Below are 20,982 nucleotides of genomic sequence, written 5' to 3' on the forward strand. Positions count from 1 at the left end.
GCGGAATTGGTAGACGCACCAGATTTAGGTTCTGGCGCCGCAAGGTGTGAGAGTTCAAGTCTCTCCTTCCGCACCATCTTAAATTAATCTACACTATGAGAATACGCGGAAGTGGCGGAATTGGTAGACGCACCAGATTTAGGTTCTGGCGCCGTAAGGTGTGAGAGTTCAAGTCTCTCCTTCCGCACCATTCTTTCTCTCGATAAGAGAGGTTAAGTAGTCTTTGACTATTTACGCTGTAGGGCTATCGCCAAGCGGTAAGGCAGCGGCTTTTGATGCCGCCATTCCCTGGTTCGAATCCAGGTAGCCCTGCCATATACAATGATATTGAGATTTTACCAATTATCTTGATATCTACAGAATAAGTTGCGGAAGTGGCGGAATTGGTAGACGCACCAGATTTAGGTTCTGGCGCCGCAAGGTGTGAGAGTTCAAGTCTCTCCTTCCGCACCATTATCGGAAAACCCAGCATGACTTTGCTGGGTTTTTTCTTTTTTTGGTTCTGGACTCGGGAAATCATTAGATTTGCCGAATTAAAAAAGCGAGCTCATGGCTCGCTTTTTTTCTATCTGTGATTTGAGTAGCTTACTACATACCTAACGCGTATTTCAGTACTTGAGCCTTAATTGGCCCTGAGTTTTCAGCAAGCTTCAATGCAGCATTACGTACGAACTTCAATGGCCCAAGATCGTTGCTAAAACCTTTATAGAAAAAGTCCATGCCCGTCTGCATGAGTAAGTTGTCAGGTCGACGTGCGCGTTCGTATTTCGCGAGTAAGGTATCTTCCAGCTTTTCTTGGTGTTCTGTTACCGAAAGGAGAACGTCTACATCTTTGAAGCCTAAGTTTACCCCTTGCCCTGCAAGCGGGTTGATCGTATGAGCAGAGTCACCCACTAACACGCAATTTTTGCTTGAGTAGCTTTGCGCATGACGACGAGTGAGTGGGAATGAGCCAAACTGTAAAACTTCAATATCGCCTAATTCAGCAGGGAAATGACGTAAGATTTCTTCCCTTAGTTGAGGTTTACCCATCGCACACAGTTGTTTAATACGTTTAGGCGAGTCATACCAAACCAAAGAACCTTGGCCTACTACTTGACCATCGTCGTTACTCAAAGAGCACAGAGGTAAAAATGAACGTGGGCCTGAAGGTGTAAATTGTTGCCAAGTAATATCTTGCTGAGGCAATTCTGTTTTCACGTTAATCAACATGCAGTGTTGTCGGTAATCCCACGCAGTTACACCAATTCCAGCCAATTGACGAACTTTAGAGTTTGCACCATCAGCACCAATCACCCAGTTAGCTTCAAACTGCTCCCCACTTTCTAGTGTCACAAGGTTTACATCTGCAAACTCAATGGCTTTTAATCGCTCAGGACACATCACGGTTAGATTTTCATACTGAGAGAAGACTTGCCAAAGACCTAATTGGATTAGGCGATTTTCAACGATGTAACCTAGCTGATCCAATGACAATTCATCAGAGTGAAAACGAGTACGGCACTCTGGGTGCTCCCAAGTTTCTAAGCGACGATAAGGACAAACTCGCATGCTCTTGATCTCTGACCATGCTCCGAGTGAATCAAGTAACTCCACCGACTGGTGCGAGATTGCAGATACACGAATATCCATCGCCTGAGCGGCATCAAAAACTTTAGGTTTTGTACCTTCAACCAAGACAACGCTTCTGCCCTGCTTGGCAAATCCAACAGCGACGGCTGCCCCAACCATACCGCCACCGATCACGGCGATGTCATACTTGTTCATTTTTCACTCTTCATCGTGCTGATTAATTGGCGTTTTTTATTGTACTTTCCATGGCTATTTTTACAAAATTGTTTAACAAAAAACCTTGTTCTGCATAGGGCGAAAAACTAGATTTCATCAGGCTTTGCAGAGAATTAGCTAGATCACTAGTCAGGTGCTTTTTAAAGCAGTACAATACGCCGCTTACCGCCGTGATGGCGGCTATAATTTGAGCAATAGCTCTCCGATTTAAGTACAACTGAACGAGCGAAAGTGAGATGAGTAAGAAACTGCTAATTAAAACCTGGGGCTGCCAGATGAACGAATACGATTCATCAAAAATGGCCGACCTGCTTAATGCTGCAAACGGCTACGAGCTGACGGAAGAGCCAGAGGAAGCAGACGTACTTCTACTTAACACCTGTTCGATCCGTGAAAAAGCGCAAGAGAAAGTTTTCCACCAGCTAGGCCGCTGGAAAACACTAAAAGATAAAAAACCTGGCGTAGTTATCGGTGTAGGTGGTTGTGTAGCAACGCAAGAAGGTGACCATATTCGTGAACGTGCACCATACGTTGACGTTATTTTTGGCCCACAAACTTTGCACCGCCTACCTGAGATGATCAAACAATCTCAGTCCGATGATGCACCAGTTATGGACATTTCGTTCCCAGAGATCGAAAAATTCGACCGCCTACCTGAACCTCGCGCTGAAGGTGCGACAGCATTCGTTTCTATTATGGAAGGCTGCTCTAAGTACTGTACTTACTGTGTCGTACCGTACACTCGTGGTGAAGAAGTAAGCCGTCCAATGGATGACGTACTGTTCGAAATCGCCCAACTTGCTGAACAAGGCGTACGTGAAGTAAACCTTCTGGGTCAAAACGTAAACGCGTACCGTGGTCCTATGCACGATGGTGAGATCTGTTCATTTGCAGAACTGCTTCGTTTGGTTGCGTCTATCGATGGTATCGACCGTATTCGTTTCACGACGAGCCACCCGTTAGAATTCACAGACGACATCATCGCAGTATACGAAGATACGCCAGAACTTGTGAGCTTCCTGCACTTACCTGTGCAAAGTGGTAGTGACCGTATCCTAACGATGATGAAACGCCCTCACACCGCTATCGAATACAAATCGATCATCCGTAAACTGCGTAAAGCTCGTCCTGATATTCAAATCAGTTCAGACTTTATTGTTGGTTTCCCTGGTGAGACAGACAAAGACTTCCAAGACACCATGAAGCTAATCAAAGATGTAGACTTTGACATGAGCTTCAGCTTTATTTTCTCTCCACGTCCAGGTACGCCAGCAGCGGATTATCCTTGTGATGTGTCAGAACAAGTGAAGAAAGAGCGCCTTTACGAACTACAGCAAACTATCAATGCTCAAGCGATGCGTTACTCTCGCTTAATGCTTGGCACAGAACAACGTGTTCTAGTTGAAGGTCCTTCGAAGAAAAACCTAATGGAACTACGCGCTCGTACAGAAAACAACCGTGTAGTAAACTTTGAAGGTAGTGCAGACCTAATTGGTCAGTTCGTTGATGTGAAGATCGTAGACGTATTTGCAAACTCACTGCGTGGTGAGCTAGTACGTACTGAAAAAGACATGGATCTTCGTAGTGTAATTTCCCCAACGCAGATGATGGCGAAAACACGTCGCGAAGATGAGCTGGGTGTAGCTACTTTTACGCCGTAAGCTCGTATAAATAGCCATAGAGAGCCTGGTCGTTATCAGGCTCTCACTAAGTGGCAAAAAATGAGAGGCAACATTGAGCAATAAAATCGTAACTCTAGAAATTAACCTAGAACCTTCAGACAACCGCCGACTAGCTAGCCTGTGCGGTCCATTCGATGACAACATCAAGCATTTAGAACGTCGTCTAGGCGTTGAAATTAACCACCGTAGTGACCACTTTACGATTGTCGGTAAACCTCATACCGCATCAGCTGCGCTGGATATCCTGAAAACTCTATATGTTGATACCGCACCTGTACGAGGTGAGATCCCAGATATTGAGCCTGAGCAAATCCATCTAGCGATCAAAGAGTCTGGTGTTCTTGAGCAGAATACTGAGTCTAACATCGAGCATGGTAAAGAAGTCTTCGTCAAAACCAAGAAAGGTGTGATCAAACCACGTACGCCAAACCAAGCGCAGTACTTGGTTAACATGGTCACGCATGATATTTCTTTTGGTATTGGCCCGGCTGGTACAGGTAAAACCTACCTTGCTGTAGCAGCAGCTGTTGACGCACTAGAGCGCCAAGAGATCCGCCGTATTCTACTTACTCGTCCAGCGGTTGAAGCTGGTGAGAAATTGGGCTTCCTGCCTGGTGATTTAAGCCAGAAAGTCGACCCATACCTACGTCCGCTATACGACGCCCTATTTGAAATGCTGGGCTTTGAGCGAGTAGAGAAGCTGATTGAACGTAACGTGATTGAGGTTGCTCCTCTTGCTTACATGCGTGGTCGTACTCTAAACGACGCCTTTATCATTCTTGATGAGAGTCAGAACACCACAGTTGAACAGATGAAGATGTTCCTAACGCGTATTGGTTTTAACTCTCGCGCGGTTATCACTGGTGATGTCACGCAGATTGACTTACCTCGTGGTGCGAAATCGGGTCTTCGTCATGCTATTGAAGTACTAAGCGAAGTTGACGACATCAGCTTTAACTTCTTCTTAGCCGACGACGTTGTACGTCACCCTGTGGTTGCTCGTATCGTTAACGCGTACGAGAAGTGGGAAGCGCAAGACCAGAAAGAGCGTAAAGAGTTCGAGAAACGCCGTCGTGAAGAACGCGATGCGAAGTTACTAGAAGCAGCAAAAGCCGAACTGAATGCACAAGTTGCTTCAACTAAGGAATAACCATGGTGATTGAACTTGATCTGCAACTGGCAGTCGAAAATGAAGAAGGTTTGCCTTCGCAGCAAGATTTCCAATTGTGGCTAGATAAGACAATTCCTCTCTTCCAGCCACAAGCCGAAGTCACCATTCGTATTGTTGATGAACAAGAAAGTCATACGCTCAACCATGAGTATCGCGGCAAAGATAAACCAACTAATGTGTTGTCGTTTCCATTTGAAGCACCTCCTGGTATGGAAATAGATTTACTTGGTGATTTGATTATTTGCCGCCAAGTTGTTGAAAAAGAGGCGGTTGAACAGAGCAAGCCTCTGCTAGCACATTGGGCGCATATGGTTGTACATGGCAGCTTGCATCTGCTAGGTTATGATCATATAGAGGATGACGAAGCCGAAGAGATGGAGTCCCTCGAAACCGAAATCATGCAAGGTATGGGTTATGAAGATCCTTACATTGCTGAAAAAGAGTAGCTATTGGCCACTCGACAGGGAAAGGCGAACCACCTAAATGACTCTCGTGTTCGCCTCTCTATGTGTGCTATCACACTTCTGATAGCGTTACTTAATTGAGAAACAATGAACGAAGATAATTCTCCCTCTTCTAACGAAGATAAGAAAGAAAAGGCAGAAGGTCCGAGTAGAAAGTCCTTCTTTGAACGTCTAGGTCAACTATTTCAGGGCGAACCAAAAGATCGCCAAGAGCTTGTGGATGTTATCCGCGACTCTGAAGTCAACGACCTGATTGACCATGACACTCGCGATATGCTTGAAGGTGTTATGGAAATCTCCGAAATGCGTGTGCGTGACATTATGATCCCGCGTTCGCAAATGGTTACAGTTGAGCGTACTCACGACCTTGATACCTTGGTTGCTTTGATTACCGATGCTCAACACTCTCGCTACCCTGTGATCAGCGAAGATAAAGACCATGTGGAAGGCATACTTCTAGCGAAGGACTTACTTAAATACTTAGGCTCAGGCAGTAATCCATTTGATATCGAAGAAGTCATTCGACCAGCGGTTGTGGTACCGGAAAGTAAACGCGTTGATCGACTGCTGAAAGAATTCCGTGAAGAACGTTATCATATGGCCATTGTTGTCGATGAATTCGGTGGTGTTTCTGGTCTTGTGACCATTGAAGATATCCTTGAGGAAATCGTCGGGGATATTGAAGATGAATTCGATGAAAGTGAAGAGACGGACATTCGTAAGCTGAGCAAGCATACGTTTGCTGTCAGAGCGCTGACAACCATCGAAGAGTTTAATGAGACATTCGGAACCAACTTCAGCGATGAGGAAGTTGATACCGTTGGTGGTATGGTCATGACTGCCTTTGGTCACTTACCTTCTCGTGGTGAACTGGTTGAAATTGAAGGCTACAACTTCAAAGTCACCGCTGCCGATAACCGTCGTGTCATTCAACTCCAAGTGACGATCCCAGACGAAGAAACCCTGGTTGAAGCCACTCAAGAGTAACGCGATACCCATTGGGAATCTCAGAAATTACAATGATGAATGAACTCTTTCATCGCCTTAAGCGGCCCTTAGTGGCCGCTTTTGTTGGCGCCTCTACTACACTCGCTTTCGCTCCTTACAAGCTGTGGCCTATTGCCATTCTTAGCCCAGCAATTCTACTGATTCTTCTTGCTAACCAAACTCCGAAACGCGCACTATGGATTGGTTATGCTTGGGGGTTAGGTCAATTTGCAACTGGCGTTAGCTGGGTTTACGTCAGTATCTCCGGTTTTGGCGGTATGCCGCTCATTGCCAATTTATTTTTAATGGGCTTGCTTGTTGCCTACTTGGCTGTTTATTCAGGCTTATTTGCTTGGCTCAACAACAAGCTGTTTCCTCAATTTACGCTCACAAAAGCACTTCTCGCTGCACCTGCTTTATGGCTGATCAGTGATTGGTTACGTGGTTGGGTGATGACTGGCTTCCCTTGGTTATGGCTAGGCTATAGCCAGATAGATGCTCCACTCGCAAGCTTTGCACCAATTGGCGGCGTAGAACTGCTTACTCTATTTATCCTTATCAGCGCAGGGGCGTTAGCCTATGCATGGATTCATAAGCAGTGGCTGATGGTGATTATCCCTGCGGTGCTACTCAGTACTGGCTTTGGGATTCGCAACTACGATTGGGTAACACCCCGACCAGAAGACACGACTAAGCTCGCGCTGATTCAAGGTAACGTAGACCAAAACCTAAAGTGGCTACCAAGTCAACGCTGGCCAACCATCATGAAGTACGCTGACTTAACTCGTGAAAACTGGGATGCTGACATTATCGTTTGGCCAGAAGCAGCAATTCCCGCTTTTGAAATTGAAGTGCCTTCATTTTTGAGCAATATCGACAGCGCTGCAAAAATGAATAACAGCGCAATCATCACCGGTGTCGTCAACCAAGCTGAAGATCGACAGTTCTACAACAGTATTCTGTCCCTCGGCATCACACCATACGGTGACTACAGCTTCGATTTAAGCGAACGTTACCATAAGCATCACCTACTACCGTTTGGTGAGTTTGTACCATTTGAAGATATTTTGCGCCCATTAGCGCCATTCTTTAACCTACCGATGTCGTCGTTTAGCCGTGGGGCTTTTGTGCAGCCAAACATCGTTGCGAATGGCATGCACATGGCACCAGCGCTTTGCTATGAGATCATCTTTAATGAGCAAGTGCGTCAAAATGTGACTGACGAAACAGACTTCATTCTAACGCTTTCAAATGATGCATGGTTTGGTCACTCTATCGGTCCTCTTCAGCATATGGAGATCGCCCGTATGCGTGCCTTAGAGTTAGGTAAACCGCTCATCCGCTCGACTAACAACGGATTAACAGCGGTAACCGATCACAAAGGTAAAATCGTTGAGCAAGTACCGCAGTTTGAAACTGCAGTACTGCGCGCAGAGCTCACCCCAACCAATGGACAAACGCCATATCGAATCGTTGGTACTTGGCCATTGTATATTTGGGTTGGGTTAAGTTTAGCGCTGGCGCTCGGCTTAAGAAGAAAACAGAGCTGATAACAGCTTGAAAGTAGAAAAGACAAAAAAGAGGCGACTAAGCCTCTTTTTTATTCATAGCATTATACTGTCGTTACGCGCCATTTATGGCTTTAATGACTGACGAGTAAAGCCTTTGTGACCACATTTAATACACGGAATGATTACAGTTGGGTGGTTATACGTTGTCTTGTGACCACATTCATCACAGACTAAAGTGCCTAAGCCTATCACCTCTCCTGCTTCATATAGCCCTTGATGCTCTAAGTCATCGAACAACTCAACCCACTCAACTTTAGTTCGGTCAGTAATCTCTAACAGCCCTTGCCATATCGAGTCCGCAATCGTTAAGTAAAACGGGCCGCTTTTGCTATCCTCGTAACTCTCTGAAAACTCTTTTAAGTCTGCTTTAAGGTACGCTTTGATTAAAGCCAATTCATCTTTGGTCAAGTCATTAGCAGCATCCACCACTTTGCCCGACGTCTCAATCGCTTTGTTAACTTCTTCCGGACTGTGCTTCAAGGTTTCAATCACATCCTCGAGCATTTCCTCATAACCTGTTTTACGTTTAGGCATAACTGACCTCCATCTTTCTCCTACCTGCGTCACTTAAGGGCGCATGGGTACAGATTGGCTATTGTTGTGATCCCTAGCTTTAGGTATTCTATGACGATCTATTTAAGTCTGTTCTAACCGAACTCACAAATTCCAAGATAACGGATACCATCGATGCAAGAACAATACAACCCACAAGATATTGAACAAAAAGTTCAAAAGCACTGGGATGACAACAAAACCTTTGTTGTAAGTGAAGACCCAAATAAAGAAAAATTCTACTGTCTGTCCATGTTCCCATACCCAAGTGGTCGACTGCACATGGGTCACGTGCGCAACTACACTATCGGTGATGTAGTATCTCGTTTCCAACGCCTACAAGGCAAAAACGTGATGCAACCAATCGGTTGGGACGCATTCGGTCTACCTGCAGAAAACGCAGCAGTAAAAAACAAAACTGCGCCAGCACCTTGGACTTACGAAAACATCGAATACATGAAGAACCAACTTAAGCTTCTAGGCTTTGGTTACGATTGGAACCGTGAATTCGCAACATGTACACCGGAGTACTACCGCTGGGAACAAGAGTTCTTCACTAAACTTTACGAGAAAGGTTTAGTTTACAAAAAGACTTCTTCTGTTAACTGGTGTCCTAACGACCAAACTGTTCTTGCAAACGAGCAGGTTGAAGACGGTTGTTGCTGGCGTTGTGATACGCCTGTAGAGCAAAAAGAAATCCCTCAATGGTTCATCAAAATCACTGAATACGCTCAAGAGCTACTAGACGACCTAGATAAGCTTGAAGGTTGGCCTGAAATGGTAAAAACCATGCAGCGCAACTGGATTGGCCGCTCTGAAGGCGTTGAGCTGAAGTTTGAAGTTAAGGGTCAACAAGACCTAGAAGTTTACACAACACGTCCAGATACGCTAATGGGTGTGACTTACGTGGGCATCGCAGCCGGCCACCCTCTTGCAGCTCTTGCTGCAGAGAACAACCCAGAGCTTGCAGCGTTTATCGACGAATGTAAGAACAACAAGGTTGCAGAAGCTGAGCTAGCGACAATGGAGAAGAAAGGTATGGCTACTGGCCTTACTGCTATTCATCCATTGAACGGCCGTGAAGTTCCTGTTTACGTAGCAAACTTCGTACTGATGGACTACGGTACAGGCGCGGTAATGGCAGTACCTGCACACGACCAACGTGACTACGAGTTCGCAACGAAGTACGGTCTAGACATCGTGCCTGTTATCAAGCCTGCTGATGGCAGCGAGCTAGACATTTCTGAAGCGGCATACACAGAGAAAGGCGTACTGTTCGATTCTGGTGAATTCGACGGCCTAGAATTCCAAGCGGCGTTCGATGCAATTGCAGCGAAGCTAGAAGCAGAAGGCAAAGGCACTAAGACTGTAAACTTCCGTCTACGCGACTGGGGTGTATCTCGTCAACGTTACTGGGGCGCACCAATCCCAATGGTAACGACTGAAGACGGTGAAGTTCACCCAGTACCTGCTGACCAACTACCAGTGATTCTTCCAGAAGACGTGGTAATGGACGGCGTAACCAGCCCAATCAAAGCAGACAAAGAGTGGGCGAAGACAACCTTTAACGGCGAACCTGCTCTACGTGAGACAGATACGTTCGATACGTTCATGGAATCTTCTTGGTACTACGCGCGTTACTGTTCACCACAAGCGGACGACATCCTAGACCCAGAAAAAGCAAACTACTGGCTACCAGTAGATCAGTACATCGGTGGTATCGAGCACGCTTGTATGCACCTACTGTACTCACGCTTCTTCCACAAACTACTGCGCGATGCGGGTTACGTAACTTCTGACGAACCGTTCAAGCAACTACTGTGTCAAGGCATGGTACTGGCTGATGCGTTCTACTTCGAGAACGAGAAAGGCGGCAAAGAGTGGGTAGCTCCAACAGACGTAGCCGTTGAACGTGATGGTAAAGGCCGCATAACTTCTGCTAAAGACACTGAAGGTCGTGATGTAACGCACTCAGGCATGATCAAGATGTCTAAGTCTAAGAACAACGGTATCGACCCTCAAGAAATGGTAGACAAGTACGGCGCTGACACAGTACGTCTATTCATGATGTTCGCGTCTCCAGCGGACATGACACTTGAATGGCAAGAGTCTGGCGTAGAAGGTGCGAACCGCTTCCTAAAACGTGTTTGGAAACTAGTGAAAGAGCACACAGCGAAAGGCGCAGCAGAAGCAGTAGATACCTCAGCGCTTTCTGGTGATCAAAAAGCACTTCGCCGCGACGTTCACAAAACTATCGCGAAAGTGACGGACGATATCGCTCGTCGTCAAACATTCAACACCGCGATCGCAGCGATCATGGAGCTGATGAACAAACTAGCGAAAGCGCCTCAAGAATCTGCGCAAGATCGTGCAATCCTTGACGAAGCACTGAAAGCTATTGTTGTCATGCTTTACCCTATCACTCCGCATATCTCATACGAGCTATGGGCAGCACTAGGTGAAACAGACATTGATAACGCGGCATGGCCGACGTTTGACGAAAAAGCGCTAGTTGAAGACGAAAAAACCATCGTTGTTCAAGTTAACGGTAAGCTACGTGCGAAGCTAACAGTCCCAGCGGATATCTCTAAAGACGATATCGAACAGCTTGGTCTAAACGACGAAAACGTGGTTAAGTTCACTGATGGCCTGACTATTCGTAAAGTCATTTACGTTCCAGGTAAACTTCTGAACATCGTTGCAAACTAATCGCAGCTGTCAATTTGTCTCTGTGTAGCGAACTTATTTGTTAACCAAGAGTCATTAAACAGGGTAGTTTTCTACCCTGTTTATTTACCTCAAACCATTCACATGAGTGGTTTAAGGTAAATAACCCCTTCAATTTAGGATGAATACAATCAATGCGCTTTTTCTCTTTGATTAAACTACCAGTGGTATTGGTATTAGCGGGGCTTCTTTCTGCCTGTGGTTTTCACCTTCGCGGCGAGTATTCCGTACCGGAAGAGCTGCACACTATGTCTTTCTCCAGCTACGATGAATACAGTGAATTAACTCGCTATGTTCGCTCTCAACTCGAACTGAACAAAGTTGAACTTGTTCAACCATCATCGACGGTACCCAACCTTCATTTGACGGAAGCGACAATCGATGAGCGTACACTATCGCTTTATCAAAATAGCCGTGCAGCAGAAAAAGAGCTGACATACGTAGTAAAATACCGTGTGACGATTCCTGGCTATGGTTCTAAAAACTTTACGACAACAGTAAACCGCAACTACCTAGACAACCCGTTGACTGCACTTGCAAAATCTGTTGAGCGTGACGTAATTGAAGACGAGATGCGCTTGCAAGCTGCAAAACAAATGATGCGCCAGTTGGGCCGTATTCGTGCCGAATATGAAGCAGGACAAATCTCTGAGCCAGCGAACACAAACTCTTAATCACTATGCGAATTTATGCCGATAAATTAACGGATCATTTAACTAAACACGTTAAACAGGTTTACCTAATCTTTGGTAATGAGCCGTTACTGATTCAAGAAAGCCGCCAAGCAATCCAAAAGGCATCGTTTCAGCAAGGTTTTGAGGAAAAACACCGTTTTGCGGTGGATGCTAGCATCGACTGGAATCAAGTTTACGACTGTTTCCAAGCGATGAGCCTGTTTTCAAACCGTCAACTGATTGAGCTTGAAATTCCTGAAAGTGGCGTAACAACCGCCGTCAGCAAAGAGCTGCAAACACTGTGTGATATGCTTCATGATGACATCATGCTCGTCATTGTTGGTAGCAAACTGACCAAAGCCCAAGAAAATGCGAAATGGTTCAAAGCATTAAGCTCAAAAGGCGATTGGGTAAGCTGCTTGTCGCCAGATCTACAACGCTTACCTATGTTCATTCAGACACGTTGCCGCACGTTGGGACTAAAACCCGATCAACAATCACTGCAAATGTTGGCTCAATGGCATGAAGGTAACCTATTTGCATTGTCACAAAGCTTAGAGAAATTGGCCCTACTCTATCCGGATGGTGAGCTGACTATCATACGTTTAGAGGAAGCCCTAAGTCGCCATAATCACTTCACTACCTTTAACTGGATCGACGCCTTACTGGCAGGTAAAGCAAACCGTGCACAACGTATTCTTCGCCAACTTGAGGCGGAAGGAGTCGAGACCGTGATCTTGATTCGAAGTGTACAAAAAGAGTTGAGCCAACTTTTAAATATGCATCAAGACTTAACTCAAATGGGAATGAACCAGGTATTTGAGAAATATCGAGTTTGGCAAAACAAGCGTCCACTCTATAACGCAGCACTGACCCGCTTATCGGCGAGTCGTATTTGTGCATTGCTCTCCTTGTTGGCTCAAGCAGAGATAAAAGCCAAAACTCAATATGACGAGTCTGTATGGCCAACTATTCATCAGTTGAGCTTAGAAACCTGCTCTCCTGATATTAAGCTGGCAATTTAAAAATCAAAGCGTGATATAGTGCGCGACCTGTTTTGCAAGCAAGAATGTAAAACACTGTAGAGATAAGAGACAAACCGAGGAAAACCGAGTGCTTCGCGAAGAACTGAAAGACTTTTTAGCTGATAAAGCCGACGACATGAAAGCGGAAGACATTATCGTCCTAAATGTGGAAGATAAATCAAGCGTGACAGATTACATGATCATCTGTACTGGTACATCCAAACGCCACGTTTCATCCATCGCTGACCATGTTGCAACAGAAGTGAAAAAAGCCGGTCTTGAGCCACTAGGAATGGAAGGTGAAAACGAAGGTGAATGGGTAGTCCTAGATATGGGCGACGCCATGCTTCACGTGATGCAAGAAGAGCACCGCGAACTCTACCAGCTAGAAAAACTCTGGGGTTAATCTTTTGAAAATTCAACTAATTGCTGTTGGCACAAAAATGCCAAAATGGGTTGAGGAAGGCTTTCAAGAATATCGTCGCCGTTTCCCGCATGATATGCCGTTGGAGTTGATTGAAATCTCTGCTGGCAAGCGTGGTAAGAATGCCGATATCGCTCGCATCCTGCAAAAAGAAGGAGAAGCGATGCTCGCGGCGGTACCAAAAGGCAACCGTATCGTCACGTTAGATATCCCAGGTAAAAAATGGGACACTCCTCAACTCGCTGAGCAGTTAGAAGCTTGGAAATTAGATGGCCGTGATGTATCAATATTAATCGGCGGTCCTGAAGGACTCGCTCCTGCATGCAAAGCTGCAGCAGACCAAAGCTGGTCATTATCTGCCTTAACGCTACCCCACCCTCTAGTGCGTATCGTAATGGCAGAAAGCTTATACCGAGCGTGGAGCATCACCGCTAACCACCCTTATCATCGCGAATAATCGTTGTTTAACTTTAGAGCCAAGCGTTAATGATTCGTAAACGCCGCAGTCAAATCCGAGATTATCAAGCCGAAGCGCGTCTGTTTGCCAGCCGCGCTATTGTTGCTTTTATCGGCATTGTTGTCTTGATGGGAGCTCTGGTTGCCAACATGTACAACATTCAGGTGAACCAGTTTCAAGACTATCAAACCCGCTCGAACGATAACCGCATCAAAGTGGTGCCTATCGCGCCTAACCGAGGTCTAATTTATGACCGAAATGGCGTTTTACTGGCAGAGAACCGTCCCGTCTTTAACTTAGAACTGACCCCAGAAAAAATTAAAGACATTGATGCAACCATCCAAGAATTACAAACTATTCTGGAAATTACACCAGACCAGATTGAACGTTTCCACCACGAGCGTAAACGGACTCGTCGATTTAAATCGGTCCCACTGCTTACCCAACTGAACGAAAAACAAGTAGCGGTATTCTCCGTCAATCAGTACCGCTTTCCGGGTGTGGAAATAAGTGCGACCTTAAAGCGCTACTACCCTTTCAGCGAAGTCTTAACCCACGTGATTGGTTACGTTTCTCGAATCAATGATCGCGACATGCAGCGCCTGATCCGAGAAGAAAAAGACGCAAACTATCAAGCCACTCGCGACATTGGTAAGCTGGGTATTGAAAAATACTACGAAGACCTCTTACACGGTACAGCCGGATATCAAGAAGTCGAGGTAAACAGCCGCGGCCGAGTAATTCGTACGTTAAAGTACGTTCCACCTGTACCCGGAAAAGACATCGTTTTAAACCTTGATATCAACTTGCAGCTGTACGTACACCAATTATTGGATGGCCGCAGAGGCAGTGCTGTAGTGATCGATCCTAGAGACAACGGTGTACTGGCTATGGTTTCAAGTCCTAGCTACGATCCTAACTCGTTCGTGCACGGAATCTCAGGTAAAGACTATCGTGCCCTTTTGAACGATAAAAACCGTCCTTTGGTCAACCGCACTACACTTGGCATTTACCCTCCGGCCTCTACCATCAAACCATTTATGGCGGTAGCCGCGCTGCAAGAAGGTGTCGTCACACCTAACACCACACGAAATGACCCTGGTTATTGGCGCATACCAAACTCCAACACACGCCCGTTTCGTGACTGGTTGCGTTGGGGGCACGGGCGCGTCGATATCATTAAGTCGATCGAAGAGTCTGTTGATACCTTCTACTATCAAATCGCTTATGACATGGGTATTGACCGTATTTCGAATTGGATGATGATGTTCGGTTTTGGTGATTACACTGGCATTGATATCTACGAAGAAAGTAAGGCGAATATGCCGACTCGTGACTGGAAAATGTCTCGCCATAAAACCCCATGGTATAAAGGTGATACGATCCCTGTGGGTATCGGCCAAGGATATTGGACAGCAACACCAATGCAAATCGCCAAAGCAACCTCCGTATTAGTAAACGAGGGAGAAGTGATCGCACCTCACTTGCTCAAAGCGACGATAGAAAATGGTAACGACTTCGAAGAGCAGCAAACGACAGAATACGTGACTTACCCACCAATCAAGAATGTGCCTAAAAAGTACTGGGATATGGCGAAAGAAGGCATGCGTCGGGTAAACCATGGCACGCGCGGAACAGCTCGCCGCTCATTCTACAAAATGAATTATGAAACAGCGGGTAAATCAGGTACTGCACAGGTCTTCGGTCTGGGTGAAAACGAAGAGTACAACGCCGATGAGATCGCCGAGCACTTACGTGACCATGCGTTATTTACTGGCTTTGCACCATTTGATGATCCTAAAGTGGTCGTCACTGTAGTACTAGAAAATGCCGGTGGTGGTTCTAGTAACGGTGCCCCAGTAGTAAGGAAAATTTTTGACCGAGTCGTTCTTGGTCCAGAAGAAATTGAGCCTGAAAACAATGCGAAGAAAGAGGTAAAACAGTAATGAAGATGGATCCCTCTACAGGTAAAAATCGCGCCCTGTTTGAACGCTTCCATATCGACTTACCACTCCTACTTGGCATACTGGCCCTGATGGGGTTTGGCCTGGTGATCATGTACAGCGCCAGTGGCCAAAGTTTACTGATGATGGATCGCCAAGCCATGCGAATGGTGCTTTCACTCGTTGTGATGCTCGTCCTTGCACAGCTTTCTCCACGAACTTACGAAAGCTTGGCACCTTTGATGTTCGTTGGTGGCGTTATACTGCTTTTCGGCGTGCTGTTTTTCGGTGAAGCATCGAAAGGCGCGCAGCGTTGGCTTAACCTCGGTTTTGTGCGCTTTCAACCGTCAGAGCTATTGAAGCTCGCAGTGCCATTAATGGTGGCTCGCTATGTCGGTAGACAGCCCCTTCCACCAACGCTAAAAACACTCATTGTTGCACTGATTATGGTCTGCTTACCAACCATTCTCATTGCAAAGCAGCCTGACTTAGGTACCTCGATCCTGATCGCCGCTTCCGGTATTTTTGTTATCTTCCTCGCCGGCATTAGCTGGAAAATCATCGCTGGTGCTGCGATTGCATTAGGTGGTTTCATTCCAATTCTGTGGTTTTTCTTGATGCGAGAGTATCAAAAAGTGCGAGTTCGTACTCTATTTAACCCGGAATCTGATCCGCTAGGAGCGGGCTACCACATTATTCAGAGTAAAATTGCGATTGGCTCCGGTGGTATTTCCGGCAAAGGTTGGTTGCAAGGTACGCAGTCACAACTAGAATTTCTTCCAGAACGACACACTGACTTTATCTTTGCAGTAATTGCTGAAGAATGGGGTATGATTGGCTTCCTTTGCCTTTTAGCCATCTATCTATTTATTATTGGACGAGGTTTATATCTCGCCAGCCAAGCGCAAACCGCATTTGGACGAATGATGGCAGGCAGTATTGTACTCAGCTTCTTCGTGTATATTTTTGTAAATATTGGCATGGTAAGTGGCATCCTACCTGTAGTAGGTGTACCGTTGCCACTCATCAGTTATGGCGGCACATCAATGGTAACCTTGATGGCTGGTTTTGGTATTCTGATGTCGATTCATACGCACCGAAAAGCATTCTCTAAGGCGACCTAGACATGCAAAAACGCGCTTTATATTCCTTGGTTTTCTCTGCTCTTATTTTGGCAGGTTGTTCATCAACTAGCCAAAAAGAACAAGAAGGCCGTTACGAACTCGAATCCGATGTTGCACCGGATACACCGCTTTCAGTCGAACACATCGAGGATGCGCATCCTAAATATGAACCGTACAGCCTAGGTGGGAACAAAGATTACCACTTGCGAGGCAAAGACTACAAAATAGTTCGCAATGCGAAAGGCTTTAAAGAAAAAGGCCGCGCATCTTGGTATGGGAAAAAATTCCAAGGTCATTTGACTTCTAATGGCGAAATCTATGACATGTACTCAATGACGGCAGCGCATAAAACGCTACCGTTACCAAGTTACGTAAAAGTTACCAATACTGACAACGGCAAAACCACCATAGTACGAGTTAATGACCGAGGTCCTTTTCACGATGGCCGTATCATTGATTTAAGCTATGCCGCCGCGCACAAGTTAGATGTCATAAAAACAGGCACCGCGAACGTGGAAATTGAAGTGATCAGTATCAATCAGCCCACGGACAAAAAGTCATTAGAAGCGCACCCTAGGTACGTTATTCAAGTGGCATCATCAAAAAATGAAGAACGCGCGCGAACTTTAGGTACCGAGCTTGGTCAAAAATTGGATACAGAAACTTTCCTAGAGAGTGCGAAAGAGTCTTATCGCTTGTTGTTAGGGCCATTTACTGACTATTCCCTGACGCAAGCCACATTAGATAAAGTAAAGTTGCTCGGCTATTCGTCTGCATTTATTAAAAAACACAACACTGCCAAATGACCTCGTGTCATGAATTTCTCTTTGATCCCCCTCTTACATAACTAGGGATTCTGATAAGATGTCTGCAGTTAACCCAAAAATTTGAATTACCATGAATAAAAATAAGTTTGTGAAATCTATTCTCGTTTCTTCGGTTGCCCTTTCTGCAACTTTCGCTCAATCTGCTCTTGCATCACCTATCGTTGTTCCAGATGCCCCTCAAATCGCGGCGAAGGGCTACGTGCTGATGGATTACCATTCAGGTAAAGTACTGGCAGAGAAAGAGATGAACACAAAATTGTCTCCAGCTAGTCTGACTAAGATGATGACCAGCTATGTAATCGGCCAAGAGCTAGCGCGTGGTAATATCTCAGAAGATGATGATGTCACCATCAGTAAAAATGCGTGGGCGAAAAACTTCCCTGATTCATCAAAGATGTTCATTGAAGTAGGCACAACAGTTAAAGTACGTGACCTGAACCGAGGTATCATCGTCCAGTCAGGTAACGATGCCTGTGTTGCGATGGCAGAACATATTGCAGGTTCAGAAGATGCGTTTGTTGACCTAATGAACGCTTGGGCCAACACATTGGGTATGACTAACTCGCACTTTGCCAACGTTCATGGCTTAGATAACGCAGAGTTGTACTCAACACCATACGACATGGCTCTGCTGGGTAAAGCACTTATCCGTGACGTACCAAATGAGTACCGAGTGTACTCAGAGAAGAAATTTACTTACAACGGCATCACCCAATACAACCGTAACGGTCTACTTTGGGATAAGAGCATGAACGTTGACGGTATCAAAACGGGTCACACAAGTAATGCGGGTTACAGCCTAGTAAGTTCAGCAACTGAAGGTCAAATGCGCTTGGTTGCGGTCGTTATGGGTACTAAAGATGCCAATGCTCGTAAGTCAGAAAGTAAAAAGCTGCTAAGCTACGGCTTCCGTTTCTTCGAAACAGTGGCACCGCACAAAGCAGGTGAAACGTTCGTAGAAGAAAAAGTGTGGATGGGTAACAAAGACACCGTAGCACTGGGTCTTGACCAAGATACTTACGTAACACTACCGCGTGGTGAAGCGAAAAACCTAAAAGCAAGCTTCGTCCTTGAAAAAGAGCTAGAAGCCCCAATTAATAAAGGTGATGTAGTTGGTAAGCTATACTATCAGATCGATGGTGAAGATATTGCCGAATACCCACTAATGGCACTAGAAACCGTAGAGCAAGGTAGTCTATTTAGCCGCATGTGGGATTACATCGTATTGTTATTCAAGAGCTTCTTCTAAAAAGAACATTAGAGTAGCAAACTTATTCGCAAAGCCGCCTGAATGGGCGGCTTTTTAAGTTTGAGCTCCTCGTCTTGAGTTCCCCCTAATTTGACTGTACTATTTCGCACCGCAACGAATATCTACTGGAGTTATCGATATGCTAACCATCAACTCTGATGCAAAATTAAAAGACCTGCTTGAGTTCCCTTGTTCATTTACTTACAAGGTAATGGGTCATGCAAAGCCTGAACTTCCAGAGCTTGTTCTTGAAGTTATTCAGCGCCATGCTCCAGGTGACTACAGCCCGACCGTTAAACCAAGTGCTAAGGGCAACTACCACTCTGTGTCAATCAACATTACTGCAACCTCTATCGAGCAGGTTGAGACACTGTACAAAGAGTTAGGTGAAATTGACATCGTACGCATGGTTCTATAATTTTTTGATATATTAAATTTTTTTTGAAAGCAGCCTTGGCTGCTTTCTTTTTATTTATCAAAGAGATAACGAGGCTTTACATCACTTTCAGTTAAAAATCCGTTACGCAGCGGTAGAGCATCAGGGTTATCCGGTTTATAATCCAAAAACTTTATATATTAGCAACAGGAATTCCCATGCAACACCAACTTGTTGTAAAACGACTTGGCCGCCAAGACTATGAGCCTGTATGGAAGGCGATGCATGAGTTCACCGACCAACGCACAGAAGAAACCCGTGATGAAGTCTGGTTGGTAGAACATAACCCAGTATTTACGCAAGGACAGGCAGGTAAAGCTGAGCACTTGATTAACACTGGCGATATTCCTGTTGTACAAAGTGATCGCGGAGGCCAGGTTACGTATCATGGCCCTGGTCAGTTGGTCGCCTACTTCTTGATCAACCTACGCCGTAAAAAATTAGGTGTACGAGATCTCGTTACCACAATCGAGAACCTCGTGATCAACACGCTAAAAGCATACAATATTGACTCAGCCGCACGACCTGACGCACCAGGTGTCTACGTTGCCGGTAAGAAAATATGCTCTCTCGGTTTACGCATTCGTAAAGGATGCTCGTTTCATGGTTTAGCCTTGAACGTAAATATGGATTTAACACCGTTTCTGCGTATTAACCCTTGTGGTTATGAAGGTATGGAAATGGTTCAGGTCAGCCAATTTGGCGGCCCAGACAATGTAGAAGCCGTAGAAAAACAATTAATAGAAGAACTCGTTACTTTGCTCGATTATGAGCAAGTAGAATTCAGCACAGAAGCACCTTCTCAAGGTAATAAAGCATGAGCAAACCAATCCAGATGGAAAAAGGCGTTAAATATCGTGACGCCGATAAAATGGCATTGATTCCCGTAAAGAACATGCCTACAGAGCAGAAAGAAGTGCTACGTAAGCCTGATTGGATGAAGATCAAGCTACCAGCCGACAGCCAACGAATTCAAGACATCAAAGCGGCGATGCGTAAGAATAAACTTCACTCCGTATGTGAAGAAGCATCTTGCCCGAACCTAGCGGAATGTTTTAACCACGGTACAGCAACCTTCATGATCTTAGGTGCTATTTGTACTCGTCGTTGTCCTTTCTGTGACGTTGCTCATGGCCGCCCATTACCACCGGAAGCAGAAGAGCCTCAAAAACTGGCGAAAACCATTGCCGATATGAAGCTGAAATACGTAGTAATCACTTCTGTTGACCGTGACGATCTGCGTGACGGCGGTGCACAACACTTTGCCGATTGTAACCGCGAGATCCGTGCGTTAAACCCGCATATTAAGATTGAAACACTGGTTCCTGACTTCCGTGGTCGCATGGATGTAGCGCTTGATCTAATGAAAGACAATCCGCCAGATGTCTTCAACCACAACTTAGAAACAGCGCCACGTCTTTACCGTAAAGCTCGCCCAGGTGCGAACTATAAATGGTCACTTGAGCTTCTTAAGAAGTTCAAAGAGCAGCATCCCGATGTACCGACCAAGTCTGGTTTGATGATGGGTCTTGGTGAAACCAAAGAAGAAATCATCGAAGTACTGAAAGATCTACGCGCACACGGCGTAACGATGCTGACTCTAGGCCAGTATTTAGCGCCAAGCCGTCACCACTTGCCAGTAGAACGTTACGTTCCACCATCTGAGTTTGACGAGCTAAAAGAAGTTGCACTAGAACTTGGCTTCACGCATGCAGCGTGTGGTCCATTTGTGCGCTCTTCTTACCATGCCGATATGCAAGCTCAAGGTATCGAGATTAAATAAGCTCTCGCTTGTTTTGAAAAGCTTGTTTTGAAGAGAAAAGGTTGGCTCAGTGCCAACCTTTTTTGTATCTGTCAAATGATGATAAAAAGCCATTCTAC

General features: G+C 45.5%; 19 protein-coding genes and 3 tRNA genes. 20 read left to right on the top strand and 2 right to left on the bottom strand.

Annotated elements, in window-relative coordinates; translation table 11 throughout:
- Positions 1–105: 105 nt before the first annotated feature.
- From R7E51_RS19145 to R7E51_RS19155, 3 genes are all read left to right on the top strand, one after another.
- Positions 106–190: transfer RNA gene (locus R7E51_RS19145), tRNA-Leu, on the top strand.
- Positions 191–240: 50 nt separating this feature from the next.
- Positions 241–315 (top strand) — tRNA-Gln (locus tag R7E51_RS19150).
- A gap of 53 nt (positions 316–368) precedes the next feature.
- Positions 369–453 (top strand) — tRNA-Leu (locus R7E51_RS19155).
- A gap of 135 nt (positions 454–588) precedes the next feature.
- Here R7E51_RS19155 and R7E51_RS19160 read toward each other — a convergent pair.
- A complete protein-coding gene (locus R7E51_RS19160) occupies positions 589–1,767 on the bottom strand; it encodes a 2-octaprenyl-3-methyl-6-methoxy-1,4-benzoquinol hydroxylase (RefSeq protein WP_017821766.1) in 1,179 nt (392 codons plus the stop codon).
- Between the two features lie 257 nt (positions 1,768–2,024).
- On the opposite strand from R7E51_RS19160, the gene miaB reads away from it, so the two are divergent.
- From miaB to lnt, 5 genes are all read left to right on the top strand, one after another.
- On the top strand, positions 2,025–3,449 hold the full coding sequence (gene miaB / locus R7E51_RS19165; protein ID WP_005373038.1) for a tRNA (N6-isopentenyl adenosine(37)-C2)-methylthiotransferase MiaB: 1,425 nt from the start codon (positions 2,025–2,027) through the stop codon (positions 3,447–3,449).
- Positions 3,450–3,522: 73 nt separating this feature from the next.
- Positions 3,523–4,620: a PhoH family protein gene (locus R7E51_RS19170; RefSeq protein WP_005373033.1), complete on the top strand. Its 1,098-nt coding sequence runs from the start codon at positions 3,523–3,525 to the stop codon at positions 4,618–4,620.
- A 2-nt stretch (positions 4,621–4,622) separates the two neighbouring features.
- Positions 4,623–5,087, top strand: a complete 465-nt coding sequence (gene ybeY / locus R7E51_RS19175) for an rRNA maturation RNase YbeY (protein ID WP_017821765.1) — start codon at positions 4,623–4,625, stop codon at positions 5,085–5,087.
- Positions 5,088–5,192: 105 nt separating this feature from the next.
- Positions 5,193–6,092 carry a CNNM family magnesium/cobalt transport protein CorC gene (gene corC, locus R7E51_RS19180; protein ID WP_005384118.1) on the top strand — a complete coding sequence of 300 codons (900 nt, stop codon included), beginning with the start codon at positions 5,193–5,195 and terminating at the stop codon, positions 6,090–6,092.
- A gap of 32 nt (positions 6,093–6,124) precedes the next feature.
- Positions 6,125–7,642 (top strand): apolipoprotein N-acyltransferase, encoded by a 1,518-nt coding sequence (gene lnt / locus R7E51_RS19185; RefSeq protein WP_017821764.1) that lies wholly within the window; start codon positions 6,125–6,127, stop codon positions 7,640–7,642.
- 84 nt (positions 7,643–7,726) lie between these two features.
- Here lnt and R7E51_RS19190 read toward each other — a convergent pair whose 3' ends face one another.
- A complete protein-coding gene (locus R7E51_RS19190) occupies positions 7,727–8,197 on the bottom strand; it encodes a zinc ribbon-containing protein (RefSeq protein ID WP_005373024.1) in 471 nt (156 codons plus the stop codon).
- 153 nt (positions 8,198–8,350) lie between these two features.
- Here R7E51_RS19190 and leuS point away from each other — a divergent pair, with 153 nt between their 5' ends.
- The 12 genes from leuS to lipA all read left to right on the top strand — a co-directional run bounded on the left by leuS (position 8,351) and on the right by lipA (position 20,884).
- Positions 8,351–10,924: a leucine--tRNA ligase gene (gene leuS, locus R7E51_RS19195; RefSeq protein ID WP_005384121.1), complete on the top strand. Its 2,574-nt coding sequence runs from the start codon at positions 8,351–8,353 to the stop codon at positions 10,922–10,924.
- Positions 10,925–11,076: 152 nt separating this feature from the next.
- Positions 11,077–11,616 (top strand): LPS-assembly lipoprotein LptE, encoded by a 540-nt coding sequence (locus R7E51_RS19200; RefSeq protein WP_005373019.1) that lies wholly within the window; start codon positions 11,077–11,079, stop codon positions 11,614–11,616.
- A gap of 5 nt (positions 11,617–11,621) precedes the next feature.
- A complete protein-coding gene (gene holA, locus R7E51_RS19205) occupies positions 11,622–12,641 on the top strand; it encodes a DNA polymerase III subunit delta (RefSeq protein ID WP_017821763.1) in 1,020 nt (339 codons plus the stop codon).
- 88 nt (positions 12,642–12,729) lie between these two features.
- Positions 12,730–13,047 carry a ribosome silencing factor gene (rsfS, locus tag R7E51_RS19210; RefSeq protein ID WP_005373015.1) on the top strand — a complete coding sequence of 106 codons (318 nt, stop codon included), beginning with the start codon at positions 12,730–12,732 and terminating at the stop codon, positions 13,045–13,047.
- Positions 13,048–13,051: 4 nt separating this feature from the next.
- On the top strand, positions 13,052–13,522 hold the full coding sequence (gene rlmH / locus R7E51_RS19215; protein WP_017821762.1) for a 23S rRNA (pseudouridine(1915)-N(3))-methyltransferase RlmH: 471 nt from the start codon (positions 13,052–13,054) through the stop codon (positions 13,520–13,522).
- A 29-nt stretch (positions 13,523–13,551) separates the two neighbouring features.
- Entirely contained in the window at positions 13,552–15,468 is a 1,917-nt protein-coding gene (gene mrdA, locus R7E51_RS19220; RefSeq protein ID WP_005384126.1) for a penicillin-binding protein 2, read from the top strand.
- A complete protein-coding gene (gene rodA / locus R7E51_RS19225) occupies positions 15,468–16,589 on the top strand; it encodes a rod shape-determining protein RodA (RefSeq protein ID WP_005373004.1) in 1,122 nt (373 codons plus the stop codon). The genes mrdA and rodA overlap by 1 nt, the downstream gene beginning before the upstream one ends.
- A 2-nt stretch (positions 16,590–16,591) precedes the next feature.
- Positions 16,592–17,395 carry a septal ring lytic transglycosylase RlpA family protein gene (locus tag R7E51_RS19230; RefSeq protein ID WP_017635670.1) on the top strand — a complete coding sequence of 268 codons (804 nt, stop codon included), beginning with the start codon at positions 16,592–16,594 and terminating at the stop codon, positions 17,393–17,395.
- A gap of 91 nt (positions 17,396–17,486) precedes the next feature.
- The gene (locus tag R7E51_RS19235) at positions 17,487–18,665 is read left to right on the top strand and encodes a serine hydrolase (protein ID WP_005384132.1); all 1,179 of its coding nucleotides are present in this window, start codon (positions 17,487–17,489) and stop codon (positions 18,663–18,665) included.
- Positions 18,666–18,804: 139 nt separating this feature from the next.
- The gene (gene ybeD / locus R7E51_RS19240; protein ID WP_005384135.1) at positions 18,805–19,083 is read left to right on the top strand and encodes a DUF493 family protein YbeD; all 279 of its coding nucleotides are present in this window, start codon (positions 18,805–18,807) and stop codon (positions 19,081–19,083) included.
- A gap of 176 nt (positions 19,084–19,259) precedes the next feature.
- The gene (gene lipB, locus R7E51_RS19245) at positions 19,260–19,922 is read left to right on the top strand and encodes a lipoyl(octanoyl) transferase LipB (protein WP_005384137.1); all 663 of its coding nucleotides are present in this window, start codon (positions 19,260–19,262) and stop codon (positions 19,920–19,922) included.
- Positions 19,919–20,884, top strand: a complete 966-nt coding sequence (gene lipA, locus R7E51_RS19250) for a lipoyl synthase (RefSeq protein ID WP_005391329.1) — start codon at positions 19,919–19,921, stop codon at positions 20,882–20,884. Before lipB ends, lipA begins: the two co-directional genes overlap by 4 nt.
- Positions 20,885–20,982 lie beyond the last annotated feature (98 nt).

The organism is Vibrio sp. Vb1166, from assembly GCF_033338695.1.
GTDB lineage: Bacteria > Pseudomonadota > Gammaproteobacteria > Enterobacterales > Vibrionaceae > Vibrio > Vibrio alginolyticus.

Coding starts and splice junctions, on each gene's coding strand:
- lipB (WP_005384137.1), top strand. CDS start 19,260: ATGCAACACCAACTTGTTGTAAAACGACTTGGCCGCCAAGACTATGAG.
- ybeY (WP_017821765.1), top strand. CDS start 4,623: ATGGTGATTGAACTTGATCTGCAACTGGCAGTCGAAAATGAAGAAGGT.
- miaB (WP_005373038.1), top strand. CDS start 2,025: ATGAGTAAGAAACTGCTAATTAAAACCTGGGGCTGCCAGATGAACGAA.
- mrdA (WP_005384126.1), top strand. CDS start 13,552: ATGATTCGTAAACGCCGCAGTCAAATCCGAGATTATCAAGCCGAAGCG.
- lnt (WP_017821764.1), top strand. CDS start 6,125: ATGATGAATGAACTCTTTCATCGCCTTAAGCGGCCCTTAGTGGCCGCT.
- holA (WP_017821763.1), top strand. CDS start 11,622: ATGCGAATTTATGCCGATAAATTAACGGATCATTTAACTAAACACGTT.
- R7E51_RS19200 (WP_005373019.1), top strand. CDS start 11,077: ATGCGCTTTTTCTCTTTGATTAAACTACCAGTGGTATTGGTATTAGCG.
- ybeD (WP_005384135.1), top strand. CDS start 18,805: ATGCTAACCATCAACTCTGATGCAAAATTAAAAGACCTGCTTGAGTTC.
- rodA (WP_005373004.1), top strand. CDS start 15,468: ATGAAGATGGATCCCTCTACAGGTAAAAATCGCGCCCTGTTTGAACGC.
- R7E51_RS19190 (WP_005373024.1), bottom strand. CDS start 8,197: ATGCCTAAACGTAAAACAGGTTATGAGGAAATGCTCGAGGATGTGATT.
- R7E51_RS19160 (WP_017821766.1), bottom strand. CDS start 1,767: ATGAACAAGTATGACATCGCCGTGATCGGTGGCGGTATGGTTGGGGCA.
- R7E51_RS19235 (WP_005384132.1), top strand. CDS start 17,487: ATGAATAAAAATAAGTTTGTGAAATCTATTCTCGTTTCTTCGGTTGCC.
- lipA (WP_005391329.1), top strand. CDS start 19,919: ATGAGCAAACCAATCCAGATGGAAAAAGGCGTTAAATATCGTGACGCC.
- leuS (WP_005384121.1), top strand. CDS start 8,351: ATGCAAGAACAATACAACCCACAAGATATTGAACAAAAAGTTCAAAAG.
- R7E51_RS19230 (WP_017635670.1), top strand. CDS start 16,592: ATGCAAAAACGCGCTTTATATTCCTTGGTTTTCTCTGCTCTTATTTTG.
- corC (WP_005384118.1), top strand. CDS start 5,193: ATGAACGAAGATAATTCTCCCTCTTCTAACGAAGATAAGAAAGAAAAG.